The organism is Anoxynatronum sibiricum (assembly GCF_039414295.1).
In the GTDB taxonomy this organism is placed as follows: domain Bacteria; phylum Bacillota; class Clostridia; order Peptostreptococcales; family Tindalliaceae; genus Anoxynatronum; species Anoxynatronum sibiricum.
Genome location: NZ_JBCITM010000002.1, coordinates 278,049 through 292,086, shown reverse-complemented (window position 1 = coordinate 292,086; position 14,038 = coordinate 278,049). Strand labels below are relative to the sequence as shown.

Below are 14,038 nucleotides of genomic sequence, written 5' to 3'. Positions count from 1 at the left end.
ATGGGTATTGAAGCAGCTTTAAGTCGTATTTCTCAGTCTGAAACCAGACAACGATGGGAGATGCTGATTGATCAGGCGAGGCAAGTGACCGACAGACATATTCCAAAAACATCCTTTTTTTTAACTCCAGGAGAATGGTTGCTTGCTGAGTCTTTACTGGTACATATTGGTGGACTCAAGTGGCTGCTGGACGGTGGTTTTGACAATGCTGAAAGACGGCGGTTGGTGATGGTTCCCGATTACTTGGAACCCTCGGATTTTCGACCTCTTGTGTTGTTCCTTGAGATATCACGCTCTCATAAGTCTTTCTCTCTCACGCATCGGGATTATCTGGGTGCTTTGCTATCCCTGGGAGTTCAACGGGATGTTGTTGGTGATATTGTCATTTTGGAAGAAACCGCATGGGTTGCTCTGGTGCCGGAAATGGCCGATTATGTAATGTGGAATCTGGAGAACGTGGGGCGCGTAAAAGTTAAAAACAGACTGGTTGAATCGATTCCTGTCAAGCCGCCGTCGACAGACATGCACCTTGTTGAAGGGACAGTGGCTTCATTGAGACTGGATGCGGTTTTGTCGTTGGCGATGAAAACTTCTAGGAACAAAGCCCAGGTGTTGGTTGCTGGGCAAAAAGTGAGTGTTAACTGGCAGGCAGCCACGAAACAGAATATTGAGCTTCATGAGGGGGATGTTCTTTCGGTGAAAGGATATGGAAGAATTCAGTTGCTTAGAATTGGTTCCCTCAGCCGTTCGCAGCGCTGGCATGTTCAAATTGGTATAATGAAGTAGTTGACTGGAGGGGACGGAATGATAACACCACTGGATATTCAAAACAAAGAGTTTAAAAAAAGTGTTCGCGGCTATAATGAGTCAGAAGTAGACGCTTTCTTGGATCAGGTAATGGCCGATTATGAACAGCTTTTCAAAGAAAACATGGAATTGAAAGAGCAATTAGAGCGGGATTCCAAGCAGGTTGAAAAATATAAACAAATGGAAGAAACACTGAAAGAAACTTTGGTGGTGGCCCAGTCTTCGGCAGAAGAGTTGAGAAGTAATGCGTTGAAAAAGGCGGATTTGCTGGTTGAAGAAGCAGAGATGCGAGCGAAGGAAATAGTAGCAAGTGCGCGGCGTGAGCTGGAACGGATTCACGCGCATCAAGATGAAGTGCTTCAGCAGATTCAGATATTCAAAACCAGGTTTAGGACACTGCTTCAGGCGCAGCTTGAAACAGTTGTCAGTGACACCGACGAAATTGCGAATGATCTTAAAAATTACACTCATCGTAAACATACAGTTACCAGATCTGATGACCATTCATTGGAGCGATTCAATACCGCCCCCACACCCGTTCGGTCTGAAGAAGAATAATATGATTCGGCAAGTACGCCTGTCTTTAACACAGATGACAGGCTTTTTTATGCGGAAGGAGCAAAAAAATGAAATGGTGGGTAATCATTGTCACGGTAGTTCTTGATCAAGTGAGCAAATGGCTGGTGGTGGCGTACCTGAAAGATATTGGCACATTTCCGATAATTGATGGAGTGTTTCATCTTCACTATTTGGAAAACCGGGGAGCAGCCTTTGGATTGCTACAGAATCAACGATTGTTTTTTATCATCACCACAGTACTGATTGTTGGCGGAATTCTTTGGTACCTTATTTTCAATCCCCAGTTGAATCGGTTGCTGACATTGGCATTAAGCTTGGTGGTTGGTGGTGCCATCGGCAACTTTATTGATAGAATGATGTACGGGTATGTGGTGGATTTTTTTGATTTTCAGTTCTGGCCAGTCTTTAACATTGCAGATTCAGCTATTGTCATCGGCCAGGCTTTACTGATTTACTATATTTTCAAGGGACAGCCAGAGCATCAGGCAGGTGAGGTTTCATGACGCAGATAACACTGGTGGTGGATGAAGAACTGGATGGACTCAGACTGGATCAATACCTGGCAGAATCTGTTGAAAACAAGAGTCGGAGCTATTTACAAATTTTAATTCAGAACAAGCAAGTTTCTTTGAATGGGAAACATTGTAAAAACAGGCATTTGGTTAAAATGGGTGATGTTGTTGAACTATCGTTGCCGGAGCCGCGACTTTTATCAGCAAAAGCAGAAGACATCCCTTTGGAGATTGTATACGAAGATGAAGATTTACTGGTTGTCAATAAGCCACAAAAAATGGTGGTTCATCCGGCAGCTGGCAATGAATCGGGGACGCTGGTCAATGCCCTTATGTACCATTGTAAAGGCCAGCTATCGACGATCAACGGCGTGATACGCCCAGGAATAGTTCACAGAATTGATAAAGACACATCGGGTCTGCTGGTGGTGGCCAGAAATGATGTGGCTCATCAGGGACTGGCTGCACAATTAGCTGCCCATACTATGATTAGATGTTATGAGGCAGTGGCAGTAGGAGTGATTAAAGAAGATAAGATTACCGTGGATGCACCCATCGGACGTCACCCGAACCAGAGGCTTAAAATGGCTGTTCTGCATGAGGGAAGGCCGGCAGTGACACATATTACTGTCAAGGAGCGTTTTCGGGATCACACATATCTTACAGCGCGTCTGGAGACTGGCAGAACCCACCAGATACGAGTGCATATGGCTTACTTAAACCATCCCTTGCTTGGAGATGAACGCTATGGCGGGACTCAAAAGAAGTTTAGTTTAAGTGGACAGGTGCTGCACGCCAAAAGCTTGGGCTTCAGGCACCCTGTTTCGGGCCAGGAAATGATATTTGAATCAAAGCTGCCAGATTCTTTTCAGAAAGTGCTGATAACACTTCGCGCACAAATGGGGAAGGAATAAATAAAACAGCCACATCAACGGCTGTTTTTTAGATTATTCTCAAGCAAGTTGCTGATGCCGGACTCACTTGGAGTAACATAAATTGTCTGATGTTGTTCATAGATCACCATTCCAGGCTGGGCACCACGTTGTTTTTTTACATGCCGGCACCAGGTATAATCGACGGGCAGCTTCCCGCTTTGCCGGCCTTTGCTGTAATATGCGGCTAACAAAGCTGCTTCCCGAATTTCGTCATCTGAGGGTTGCTGTTGCTCCAGTATGAGGACAACATGCGAACCGGGAAGGTCCTTCACATGGAACCAAAGGTCATTTTTCTTTCCGATTCGAAAAGTGACCATTTCATTTTGGAGATTATTCTTTCCTACCAGAATCGTGCGACCTTGACTGGATGTATACTTAAGGGGTTGGCTTTCCGCCGGTGGCTTGGGCTGTTTGCCACGGGATAAGCGTTTCTTCAAGTAACCTGCATCAACCAGTTCCTGGCGAATCACCTCTAAATCTGCCAATGAGTCTGCCTGATCAAGGGAATGAAATAATTGATCCAGGTACTGAATTTCCTGTTGAGTTTTTTCGCGTTGTCGTTTGATTTCCACCAAAGCTGTTTTGGCTTTGTGATAGCGCTTATAGAGTCGCTGAGCATTTTGAGCCGGTGTTTTTCGGGAATCCAGCTGAATATCTATTATAGGTTGTGCGTCGTCATAGTAATTAACTGTTTGATATGTGGACTGACCGGCCTCAATTTCATGCAAACCAGCCATCAACAAATCGGCCTTAGTCTTGTCCTGCGTGGCCTTCAGTGCATTGGTTTCATCCTGATGCAGGTTTTGCAATTTATGGGTGTGGCGATTTCGTTTAAGAGTAAGCATCTTACGCAGATCTGAAGAACGCTGTGTTAAACGTTCTTGGTGATCTTTCAGTCCATAAAAGTGTTCAAGCAGTTGGCTGGTACTGTTGGCGGGGGCCGATTCAAGGGCATCCAAATGCTGGATGGGAATAACAGAAAAATCGACCATGCGACCAGTGACAGCATCTTGATACAACGCAGGGGAGAAATCGGCCTGAGAAATAAGATGGGCCACCTCCAGAAACGCTCTCTTTAAAGAATCCTTTTCTTTGTGACTCAGTTCAGACCAGTGTTGACTATGATCAATACCGGATCGAACAAGTATTTCAGAAGCCATTAGTGGCGACAACCCATTAAAGGTGTTAATAAGGGTGTTTTTTAATTGCTGGTTGTCAGAATGCGGAAAACAGTCATTCAGATCAATCGCATCAGTCAATGTCAGTGGATTCATTTTACTCATGGGAGGCATCTCATAAGCTAATCCTGGAAGAACTTGACGTTTGCGGCTGATGTGAAGAGGAACTCTTTTGATGGCATCCAGAATCAGGCCGGAATGCGTATCCACCAGAATGATATTACTATGTTTTCCCATCATTTCGATGATTAATTTCTTGTGGGTGATCTGATTAAGCTCGTCGAGTCCCTGCACGTGAAAAATCAGCATTCGTTCAAAGTCAGGCTGTTCAATACTGATGATCCGACCACCCGACAGGTGTTTTCGCAGCAGCATGCAAAAAACCGGCGGCTGAGCAGGATTGGATCGTGCAAGGGTGGTGAAATGAACACGCGGATACTGATTGTGGGCCGAAATAAGCAGTCGACGTTGTTCACCACGATTGCGAAGAGTCAATACCAGTTCATCTGATTCCGGTTGGTATATTTTATCAATACGGCTATCAAGGGCATGCTGTTCAAGTTCGTGGCGGAGAGCTGCCACGACACTTCCATCTAAAGGCATATCAATCACTCCTGTCTACTCATGAGATATCATACTTGATTCAGAGATGATATTCAAGGGGAATCGACAGGTGAGTCATTTCGAAATGTGGAATTTAAGGAAAGTGCCATCGAAATAGAAGGAAGAATTTGTTATAATAGAAGGAATAAAAAGGAGGCAATCCTGTGAAAATTCCGTTTGTTAAAATGCAGGGCATCGGAAATGATTTTATACTGATGAAAGAAAAGGAGCTTCCCGCGGGAATCGAAATTGCCAGACTTGTTAAGAATGCCTGTCATCGGCGTTTTGGCATTGGCGCTGATGGGCTGATGGTCGCCGTGGCATCCGCCATTGCAGATGCACGCATGGAATACTACAACAGTGATGGATCGCGGGGAGAAATGTGCGGCAATGGCATTCGTTGTTTTGCGCGTTACATCGATACAAAGCCATCTCCTGACAAAGAAGAAATGTGCGTTGAAACCCTCGCAGGTGTGATTTCATTAAATATTCGATCAGTTGATATTAATACCAGCGAAGTGGCTGTTGACATGGGCAAACCCGTGATACATACATTACAAGCAACAATTGAAGTGGGTGGCCAATCATTTGAATATGCCTATGTCACCATGGGAGTACCTCATGTTGTGATTTTCACCAATAAACCTGGAGCTGATCAGGTGGAGCAAGTTGGGCCGATGATCGAAAAACATGCCTTTTTTCCTGATGGGACAAATGTGAATTTCTGCTACATCGAAAACTCCCGTCAGGCTCATGTGATGACCTGGGAACGGGGCGCAGGCCATACACTTGCCTGTGGAACAGGAATAACCAGTGTTTGTGCGGTGGCTCATCAACTCGGTCTTGTGGCGGATGAGGTTCAAGTAAAAGCAGAAGGTGGTCAGCTTCATCTGGCTATTTGCCCAGACAAGCGACTGATAATGACCGGACCGGCAACTGATATTTGCCATGGGGAGTATGTGCACAGAAATGACAGCATTTAATCCAAAAGAGAGGGCGTGTTAACCATGAATAGCATGACAGGATTTGGAAGAGCTGAAGTGACTGTGCAGCACACCGGATTCACAATTGAAATCAAATCAGTGAATCACCGGTATCTTGATATGGGAATTAAAATGCCGCGAAAACTGGGATTTCTTGAAGAAAAAATTCGCCAGTGCCTTAAAACTCACATTCGAAGAGGTCGTGTTGACCTGTATGTTAACCAGCGATCGACTGAAGAATCAGACAAACGAGTTCTGATTGACGAAAACCTTTGCCGTGAATATCAACAGTCCATCGAACGTCTGAGTGATTCTCTGGCAATCAGAAATGACCTGACGGTCGCTCAGCTTGTACGATTGCCGGAAGTGATTACTGTTGAACAACAGGAGTTGGATGAAACGTTGTTGTGGAACAGCCTTGAAAAAGGTGTGACGACAGCGCTGGGACAGCTAATGCAAATGCGAAAAACTGAAGGAACAACGATGAAAGTGGTTCTATCGGAAAGAATAATTTTATTAAAGGAAATGATTGAACAGATTCTGCTGTTTAGTCCAGAAGTGTCTGAAAGCTACAGGGACCGTCTGACGAAACGATTTCAGGAGATAGCGGATCGAGAGATTGAAATCGACGAAAATCGACTGATGATGGAAATTGCCATGATGGCGGAAAAAAGCAGTATTGATGAAGAAATTGTCCGGTTCAACAGCCATTTAAGTCAATTTCTTCAAACCATGGAGCAAGAAGATGCAGTTGGCAGAAAGTTGGATTTTTTGATGCAGGAGTTGAACCGCGAGATCAATACAATCGGGTCAAAAGCAGGCGATTTAAAAGTCAATGGACTGGTTGTCGAAATTAAAAGTGAACTGGAGAAAATTCGGGAACAGGTTCAGAATATTGAATAAAGGAGAATCATCATGACACATCGTCTGATCAATATAGGATTTGGCAATATTGTTTCTGTTAATCGAATTGTCGCCATTGTGAGTCCTGAATCAGCCCCGATTAAGCGAATGATTCAGGAAGCACGGGAACAGGGTGCGTTGATCGATGCTACATATGGTCGCCGTACCAGGGCGGTCATAGTCACTGACAGTGATCATATTATCCTTTCTGCCGTTCAGCCTGAAACGGTGGCTCATCGACTGCATGCCCGAAATGACACAAAAGAAGAAAAAGATGACGGTAAAGAGTATAAGGGTTATGATGCAGATGATGAATAGACGAATCAGGAAAAAGATGGAGGAGCAGCGATGACACAAGAAGGAATTTTGATTGTTATTTCCGGACCTTCCGGAACTGGCAAAAGCACCATTGTGAAAGAATTTATCAGACGTAATCCAAGTGTACAACTTTCGGTTTCTGCAACGACGCGAAAAGCAAGACCCGGAGAAATGGAGGGCGTTAACTATTTCTTTCATTCCGAGGATGATTTTCAGAAAAAGTTGCATCAAGATGCTTTTTTAGAGCACGCAGTTGTCTATGGAAATTATTATGGAACCCCCAGGGATTTCGTCAGAGAGCAACTGGAGAGGGGCAAAGATGTCTTACTGGAAATTGATACAGCAGGTGCCATGCAGGTTCGAAAAAAGTTTTCTCAGGGAGTGTTTCTCTTTATTTTACCACCATCAATGGAAGAACTGCATCGAAGGATTAATCACCGTGGAACCGAAACGCCGGAAGAACTGGAGCGGCGCATGAACAGTGCGTTGGAGGAGATTCTTCATCTTGGAAATTACGATTACGCTGTCATGAATGACCATGTCAGCGATGCCGTTCAACTTATTGAAAGTATTTTAAAGGCCGAAAAAGCCAGTGTTGTCCGAAGCAGGCATTATTGGCTTGAAACTTTTTCTTCATGATCTTTGATAGAAGTCGTTTATGTGAAAGAGGTGGGATTCAATGCTGAAAGGGAAACACATAGTTGTTGGTGTAAGTGGAGGGATAGCTGCCTACAAATCATGCGAACTGGTTAGTAGGCTGATTAAGCAGGGAGCCCAAGTGGATGTGATCATGACGGAGGCTGCCACATCATTCGTTCACCCACAAACATTTCAGGCATTGAGCAGAAATGTAGTGGTTACAAGCTTGTTTAAGTCTATTAAACACTGGGAAATCGAACATATATCATTATCACAAAAGGCGGATCTCATTGTGATTGCTCCGGCAACTGCCAACATCATCGGAAAGATTGCCGGGGGTATTGCGGATGATTTTCTTACGACAGCAGTGATGGCATCGACTGCACCTGTTGTTTTTGCACCTGCCATGAATACAAAGATGTATGAAAATCCCATTTTTCAAAAAAATATGAAGACATTACAGCGAGTGGGATATCAATTCATTGATCCCTGCGAAGGTCTTCTGGCCTGTGGTGATACAGGAACAGGTAAAATGGCAGAACCAAGCCAGATTGAAGGGTATGTTCTTGATCACTTCCATCGCAATCAAACCCTTAAAGATGTGAATGTGCTTATCACAGCAGGACCAACCATGGAGCCGATTGATCCCGTTCGCTACATTTCAAATCACTCATCAGGGAAAATGGGCTTCGCATTGGCAAAAGCAGCATTGCTCTGCGGAGCTAACGTTACTTTGGTGGCTGGGCCTGTCCATTTGGAACCACCTGCAGGTTGCACTTATCATTCTGTGAAAACAACCAAAGAGATGCATGAGATAGTTCTGCAACTGTTCGATCAGCAACAAATTGTCATCAAGGCAGCAGCAGTTGCAGATTATAGACCTGCAGAGATGGCGACACAGAAAATAAAAAAGAATCAGCCTGATTTGACGATTCAAATGGTGAAGAATCCTGATATTTTGCTGGAACTTGGGAAAAAGAAAACACATCAGATTCTGGTGGGATTTGCGGCAGAAACAGAAAATGTGGCTTCATATGCTGCTGATAAAATGAAAAGAAAGCGATTGGATCTGATGGTTGCCAATGATGTCAGTCGTGAAGGGGCTGGGTTTCAGCATGATACAAACGAGGTGATTTTAATGAAGCCATCAGGTGAAATGAAAGAAATCTCGCTTGCATCGAAAGAGATCATTGCCCAGGAAATCATATCTGAAATTGTCACCATTTTGAATAGGAAGAAGGAACCGTCTGCTTAGGGGGCATTCACTTGAAGAAAGAAATACTGATTGCCCAGGTTATTCTGGACCATTATCATGCTAAACTTGATCATCTGTTTGATTATCTTATACCAGAATATATGCAAACGCTGATTCAACCAGGCATGCGGGTAACGGTGCCCTTCGGTAGAAACAATCGCCTCACAGAAGCGTTCGTCATGACGATCAAATACCGGCAGAAAGTGGATCAACCATTAAAAGAACTGGCGCACATTTCGGATGATGCCTACGCGATGACTGCCACACAGATAGAACTGGTACAGTGGATGAAAAAATCATATTTATGCCGTTACATCGAAGGAATCCGATGCTTTGTTCCGAATAATCGGACGGGAAAAAAGAGAGTCCTTTGGGTACACTGTCAGCTTGAGAGCGATGAACTGGCAGAGCAACAGATGAAGATGAAGCGGGCTCCGATGCAGCAAAAAATTCTTGAGGTATTACATGATATCAGACATGCACCATTAGCGTCATTACTAAAAATGACAGGGGCATCCAACGGAGCAGTGAAAGCATTGGCAGCGAAGGGCTTAATCACGATTTCCGAAGAAATAGTCCGACGCAACCCTTTTAAGGATTTGCTGACGACTCCTTACCCTGAACCCATACTAACAGATTATCAGGAAAGGGCAATGTTGCTGATCAGAGGGCACTGGGAAAAAAAACCAGATACACCAGTATTGCTACACGGCATAACAGGTAGTGGAAAAACGGAAATATATCTACAACTCATTAAAAGTACATTGGAGCAACAACGAGACAGCATTTTACTTGTTCCTGAAATTGCATTAACACCCCAGATGGTTCAGCGATTTCGCGGCCGTTTTGGGGACCAGGTTGCAGTACTTCACAGTCACTTATCAGAAGGAGAAAAACTGGATGAATGGGGTCGGATTCACAGGGGAGAGGCAAAAATTGTGATAGGACCACGGTCGGCCATTTTTGCACCGTGCCAAAACCTGGGGATCATCATTATTGACGAGGAACACGAACATACCTATAAATCGGAGCAGGCACCCCGCTATCATGCCACTGAAATTGCCAGACAACGATGTCGTCTTGAAAAGGCGCAGCTGCTATTAGGATCAGCAACTCCCTCCCTGGAGTCTTACCATGAAGCAGAGCATCAGAAGTTATTGCTGGTTGAACTTAAGGAAAGAGCGGCGGGAGGATGTTTACCTCAGGTGGAAGTGGTTGATTTAAGAAGGGAAGCCAGAGAAGGAAACAGGACACTCTTTAGCCGTTCACTGATAGCGGCGCTGGAACACTGTCTTGGCAAAAAACATCAGGCTATTTTGCTTTTGAACCGGCGTGCGTTTGCAACACTTGTGATGTGTCCCCGGTGTGGGTATGTGGCCAAATGCTCTCAATGTGATATCTCTATGAAATGGCATCGAAAAGAGCAGGTACTGAAATGCCACTATTGCGGTCAAAAGGAGTCGGTGCCTGAAAACTGTCCGGAGTGCGGTGAACTTGTCAGCTTTCAGGGAGCAGGCACCCAAAAAGTGGAAGAAGGCTTGCAATCCCTTTTTCCTCATCATGTGGTGGCAAGAATGGATCAGGATGTCACCCGACAAAAAGGGTCGCACCAGGCAATACTGGAAAGGTTTGAAGCAAAAAAAATTGATTTACTTGTGGGAACCCAAATGATCGCCAAAGGACTTGATTTTCCAAATGTAACAGTGGTGGGAATTTTACTGGCAGATACTTCACTGAACTTGCCGGATTTTAGAGCGGCAGAAAAAACCTTTCAGCTGATGACACAAGTTGCAGGCCGTGCAGGGCGGGGAACGCAAGAAGGAAAAGTCATCCTCCAGACATTTCAACCTGATCATTACGCAGTCCATCTGTCTGCCATTCAGGACTACCATCGCTTTTATCATGAAGAAATACAAATTCGCCAACGCTTTCTTTACCCACCATTTTCCCGTTTGATTCAGGTAACATTTTGGAGCGAATCAGAAGAAGCTGTGGCTAAGGCAGCGTATCATTCAGCCGCAGCAATTCGCTTTCTTCTCGAAAAGAGCGGATATGGCGAGCATCTTGAAGAAGTTATGGAGCCGGGTCCCGCTCTAATTGCCAAAATCGAAAATCGTTACCGATACACCCTGTTGATGAAGTCTGTGCAAATTCCCTATCACATTATGAGAAAAACGGTCAAATATCTGCTGATGGAGGGCCGTGATCGATATATTTCTCCAATGGTAACTGTGACCATTGATCCTGACCCGCGATTTGTGGGGTAAATTAACTTGTAGCTACAATCTATTTCGAAAGGAAGTTGACAATGGCAATACGAATTATTCGAACAGACGATGACCCGGTTTTGCGAAAAAAAGCAAGGGAAGTTACCGATATTAATCAACGGGTTTTGACGTTATTAGATGATATGAAAGAAACAATGGCCTTGGCAGATGGGGTTGGGCTGGCAGCGCCTCAGGTGGGGATTTTGAAACGCATTATTGTGACTGATGTGGAGGAAGAAGTGATTGAGTATATTAACCCGACGATCATTAATGAAGAAGGGGAACAATGCGCCATTGAAGGATGTTTGAGTCTTCCTGATCAAAGCGGTCGTGTGATTCGGCCGGAAAAAGTGCGTGTACAGGCGTTAAATCGAAAAGGTAAACTCTTTGAACTTGATGCCGAAGGACTACTGGCGCGAGCCATTTGTCATGAGGTGGATCACTTGAACGGCGTTCTGTTCATCGACAGGGCTTTACCGGAAGAGGATGAAGACGATCAAGAAGACGGAATCGCTGACACATCACCGGTCATTGAAAAGCAGTAATGCGTGATAATCATAGGCATGTCATTGACAGGAGGAAAACAATGAGAACAGTCTTTATGGGAACCCCGGCATTTGCAGTTCCCTGCCTGGAGGTTCTGTCCACTGTACCTGAAATACAGCTACAAGGTGTCTACACTCAGCCAGATAGGCCGAAAGGGCGTGGTTATCACACGTCGCCGACGCCGGTAAAGGCAAAAGCACTTGATCTAGATCTGCCTGTGTTCCAGCCGGAATCTTCAAAAGATGAAAAATTTCGATCCACCCTGGCGTCATGGAGACCGGAAGTAATCGTTGTCGTTGCATATGGACTGTTGCTGCCAGCTGATGTGATCCACTTACCGGCATATGGATGCATTAATGTTCACGCTTCATTGCTGCCTTTTTATCGGGGAGCTGCACCGATTCAACAGTGTCTGATCGACGGATGTCTTGAAACTGGTATTACGACAATGCTGATGGATGAAGGAATGGATACAGGACCCATGCTGTTGCAGAAGAGCATCGTGATTCATGAAGATGAAACCGCACAGACCCTGCATGATCGTTTGTCGGTTATTGGTGCTGAGACGCTCAGGGAAACAATGATCTCATGCATCAATCAATCATTAGATCCAAAACCTCAGGATCATTCCAGTGCTACTTATGCCCCCAGACTGACGAAACATGCCGGGTTAATCAACTGGAGTGCTTCTGCATCCAGTATTGATTGCCTGATTCGAGGTACTCAACCTTGGCCAACTGCCTATACACAGTGGAATGGTAAAACGCTGAAGATTTGGGAAGCATCAGTACTATCAGGAACATCGGTACTACCATCGGGAACAGTGGAGCAAGTCTCCTCGGAGGGAATGGTCATTGCAACCGGGGAAGACAGATTATTGGTGAAAGATGTTCAATTGGAAGGAAAAAAAAGAATGGCAGTCTGCGATTTTTTGCATGGTCACACCATTAAACCCAAAACGCAGTTTGGAGTATGATCATCATGAATAGGATGACCAACCAAGAGCAAAAAAGCCTCAAAAAAACAATGATACTATTGCTGCTGCTATTGGTCGCTCTTGCGACAGCGATAGGAATCTTTGTGTGGATTATGGCTGAGGAAACGCTCTTGGGATACCGCCTCATCGGAGTTGCATTATTGGCCATATTAGTGATGCTTTGTTTTATTGCATTATCGGGAATGGTGGCCTTTCGACGTTTGTGGTATAATAAACCCATTCCCAATTGGATGTTTTCAATGTCATACTTCTTCCTAAGATGGCTTTACCCAACGCTGATTCACATGAGTCTCTGGTTTAACATTGACAAAGATGATATACGCCGGGCTTATACCAGACTGAACAACCAGGCTCTGTTAAATCATCATAAGTGTTACAATGTTGATGAAATTCTGATACTCACCCCCCACTGTCTGCAACAAGCTGCCTGTGGGATTAAAATTACCAATAATATTACCCAATGCACCGAATGCGGAGCCTGCAACATATCCGGGCTCTTAGATTTACAAAGACGATATCAAGTGGAAGTAGTGGTGGTAACAGGAGGGACGTTGGCCAGAAAAAGAATCCAAAACAAGAAACCAGCACTGGTTATTGCCATTGCCTGCGAACGTGATCTGATGAGCGGGCTGATGGATGTGAGGCAAATCCCAGTTTTTGCTCTGACCAATGAAAGACCAGAGGGACCCTGTCATAATACAAGGGTGAATTTGTTAGAAGTAGAACAGGCATTGAAACGATTTATAAAGAGGTGATAAAAGTGTTGCTACCCTATGATTCGAGTTTTATCATACTGATTCCGGCAATGATATTCGCACTTTATGCTCAGAGCAAAGTCAAGAACACTTTCGCTAAATTTCTTCGAGTTGCAGCACGCAAAGGTTACACAGGAAGGGAAGTGGCCAGATCGATTCTGGATCAACATCACTTATTTGATGTGCCAGTGGAACTAACTGAAGGTTACCTATCGGACCACTATGATCCTCGTTCACGTGTGTTACGACTTTCGCGCGAAGTTTTCCAGGGAACGTCTGTTGCAGCAGTCAGTGTGGCTGCCCATGAAGTGGGGCATGCTCTGCAGCATGCCAATGGATACGCCCCGTTATCATGGAGAAATGCCATTTTCCCCATTGCGCGTTTCGGATCATCCATGGCCTGGGTTTTTGTCATTGCTGGCTTTGTCTTTGATTCACTGGGAATGATCGATTTGGGCATCCTGTTGTTTACGGCGGCCGTCCTATTTCAGGTGGTCACACTTCCTGTGGAATTCAATGCCAGTAGCAGAGCACTGCAGTTGCTTTCAGCAAATGGATTTTTGATGGGCGATGAAGTGCCAGCCTCAAAGAAAGTACTCAATGCTGCAGCTCTCACATATGTAGCTGCTATGGCTACGGCAGTAGCACAACTGCTAAGACTGATCTTACTTCGAAACCGAAGATCCTGATAAAAAGGCGTGATAAGCGCCTTTCTTTATGTTTATTACTGTTTAACTCGTTTAAGAACAGCAGGGAAGGGA

At 44.8% G+C, this 14,038-nt stretch carries 15 protein-coding genes; 14 read left to right on the top strand and 1 reads right to left on the bottom strand.

Annotated features, from left to right (window positions below; translation table 11 throughout):
- The 4 genes from AAIG11_RS03395 to AAIG11_RS03380 all read left to right on the top strand — a co-directional run bounded on the left by AAIG11_RS03395 (position 1) and on the right by AAIG11_RS03380 (position 2,812).
- The gene (locus AAIG11_RS03395) at positions 1-786 is read left to right on the top strand and encodes a YlmH family RNA-binding protein (protein WP_343184854.1); all 786 of its coding nucleotides are present in this window, start codon (positions 1-3) and stop codon (positions 784-786) included.
- 18 nt (positions 787-804) lie between these two features.
- The gene (locus AAIG11_RS03390; RefSeq protein ID WP_343184853.1) at positions 805-1,365 is read left to right on the top strand and encodes a DivIVA domain-containing protein; all 561 of its coding nucleotides are present in this window, start codon (positions 805-807) and stop codon (positions 1,363-1,365) included.
- A 68-nt stretch (positions 1,366-1,433) separates the two neighbouring features.
- Positions 1,434-1,889 carry a signal peptidase II gene (lspA, locus tag AAIG11_RS03385; RefSeq protein ID WP_343184852.1) on the top strand — a complete coding sequence of 152 codons (456 nt, stop codon included), beginning with the start codon at positions 1,434-1,436 and terminating at the stop codon, positions 1,887-1,889.
- The gene (locus tag AAIG11_RS03380; RefSeq protein ID WP_343184851.1) at positions 1,886-2,812 is read left to right on the top strand and encodes an RluA family pseudouridine synthase; all 927 of its coding nucleotides are present in this window, start codon (positions 1,886-1,888) and stop codon (positions 2,810-2,812) included. Before lspA ends, AAIG11_RS03380 begins: the two co-directional genes overlap by 4 nt.
- Positions 2,813-2,826: 14 nt before the next feature.
- On the opposite strand, the gene AAIG11_RS03375 is transcribed toward AAIG11_RS03380, so the two are convergent.
- On the bottom strand, positions 2,827-4,614 hold the full coding sequence (locus AAIG11_RS03375) for an Rqc2 family fibronectin-binding protein (protein ID WP_343184850.1): 1,788 nt from the start codon (positions 4,612-4,614) through the stop codon (positions 2,827-2,829).
- A gap of 164 nt (positions 4,615-4,778) precedes the next feature.
- On the opposite strand from AAIG11_RS03375, the gene dapF reads away from it, so the two are divergent.
- The 10 genes from dapF to AAIG11_RS03325 are packed head-to-tail and all read left to right on the top strand — an operon-like array spanning position 4,779 to position 13,966.
- The gene (dapF, locus tag AAIG11_RS03370) at positions 4,779-5,597 is read left to right on the top strand and encodes a diaminopimelate epimerase (RefSeq protein ID WP_343184849.1); all 819 of its coding nucleotides are present in this window, start codon (positions 4,779-4,781) and stop codon (positions 5,595-5,597) included.
- 24 nt (positions 5,598-5,621) lie between these two features.
- A complete protein-coding gene (locus AAIG11_RS03365; RefSeq protein ID WP_343184848.1) occupies positions 5,622-6,500 on the top strand; it encodes a YicC/YloC family endoribonuclease in 879 nt (292 codons plus the stop codon).
- A gap of 12 nt (positions 6,501-6,512) precedes the next feature.
- Positions 6,513-6,818, top strand: coding sequence for an extracellular matrix/biofilm regulator RemA (gene remA, locus AAIG11_RS03360; RefSeq protein ID WP_343184847.1), 306 nt, complete (start codon positions 6,513-6,515; stop codon positions 6,816-6,818).
- 30 nt (positions 6,819-6,848) lie between these two features.
- Positions 6,849-7,457, top strand: a complete 609-nt coding sequence (gene gmk, locus AAIG11_RS03355) for a guanylate kinase (RefSeq protein WP_343184846.1) — start codon at positions 6,849-6,851, stop codon at positions 7,455-7,457.
- A gap of 40 nt (positions 7,458-7,497) precedes the next feature.
- Entirely contained in the window at positions 7,498-8,712 is a 1,215-nt protein-coding gene (gene coaBC, locus AAIG11_RS03350; RefSeq protein WP_343184845.1) for a bifunctional phosphopantothenoylcysteine decarboxylase/phosphopantothenate--cysteine ligase CoaBC, read from the top strand.
- A gap of 11 nt (positions 8,713-8,723) precedes the next feature.
- Complete coding sequence (gene priA / locus AAIG11_RS03345; RefSeq protein WP_343184844.1) at positions 8,724-10,979, top strand: replication restart helicase PriA; 2,256 nt, start codon at positions 8,724-8,726, stop codon at positions 10,977-10,979.
- A gap of 41 nt (positions 10,980-11,020) precedes the next feature.
- Complete coding sequence (def, locus tag AAIG11_RS03340; protein WP_343184843.1) at positions 11,021-11,524, top strand: peptide deformylase; 504 nt, start codon at positions 11,021-11,023, stop codon at positions 11,522-11,524.
- A gap of 41 nt (positions 11,525-11,565) precedes the next feature.
- Positions 11,566-12,501 (top strand): methionyl-tRNA formyltransferase, encoded by a 936-nt coding sequence (gene fmt, locus AAIG11_RS03335; protein ID WP_343184842.1) that lies wholly within the window; start codon positions 11,566-11,568, stop codon positions 12,499-12,501.
- Positions 12,502-12,506: 5 nt separating this feature from the next.
- On the top strand, positions 12,507-13,277 hold the full coding sequence (locus tag AAIG11_RS03330) for a DUF116 domain-containing protein (protein ID WP_343184841.1): 771 nt from the start codon (positions 12,507-12,509) through the stop codon (positions 13,275-13,277).
- Positions 13,278-13,285: 8 nt separating this feature from the next.
- The gene (locus tag AAIG11_RS03325) at positions 13,286-13,966 is read left to right on the top strand and encodes a zinc metallopeptidase (protein ID WP_343184840.1); all 681 of its coding nucleotides are present in this window, start codon (positions 13,286-13,288) and stop codon (positions 13,964-13,966) included.
- Positions 13,967-14,038: the final 72 nt, after the last annotated feature.

Bases quoted from the DNA above. Each gene is read 5' to 3' on its own strand.
- AAIG11_RS03365 (WP_343184848.1), top strand. From the start codon at position 5,622: ATGAATAGCATGACAGGATTTGGAAGAGCTGAAGTGACTGTGCAGCAC.
- AAIG11_RS03380 (WP_343184851.1), top strand. From the start codon at position 1,886: ATGACGCAGATAACACTGGTGGTGGATGAAGAACTGGATGGACTCAGA.
- def (WP_343184843.1), top strand. From the start codon at position 11,021: ATGGCAATACGAATTATTCGAACAGACGATGACCCGGTTTTGCGAAAA.
- gmk (WP_343184846.1), top strand. From the start codon at position 6,849: ATGACACAAGAAGGAATTTTGATTGTTATTTCCGGACCTTCCGGAACT.
- AAIG11_RS03330 (WP_343184841.1), top strand. From the start codon at position 12,507: ATGAATAGGATGACCAACCAAGAGCAAAAAAGCCTCAAAAAAACAATG.
- lspA (WP_343184852.1), top strand. From the start codon at position 1,434: ATGAAATGGTGGGTAATCATTGTCACGGTAGTTCTTGATCAAGTGAGC.
- fmt (WP_343184842.1), top strand. From the start codon at position 11,566: ATGAGAACAGTCTTTATGGGAACCCCGGCATTTGCAGTTCCCTGCCTG.
- AAIG11_RS03390 (WP_343184853.1), top strand. From the start codon at position 805: ATGATAACACCACTGGATATTCAAAACAAAGAGTTTAAAAAAAGTGTT.
- coaBC (WP_343184845.1), top strand. From the start codon at position 7,498: ATGCTGAAAGGGAAACACATAGTTGTTGGTGTAAGTGGAGGGATAGCT.
- AAIG11_RS03395 (WP_343184854.1), top strand. From the start codon at position 1: ATGGGTATTGAAGCAGCTTTAAGTCGTATTTCTCAGTCTGAAACCAGA.
- AAIG11_RS03375 (WP_343184850.1), bottom strand. From the start codon at position 4,614: ATGCCTTTAGATGGAAGTGTCGTGGCAGCTCTCCGCCACGAACTTGAA.
- remA (WP_343184847.1), top strand. From the start codon at position 6,513: ATGACACATCGTCTGATCAATATAGGATTTGGCAATATTGTTTCTGTT.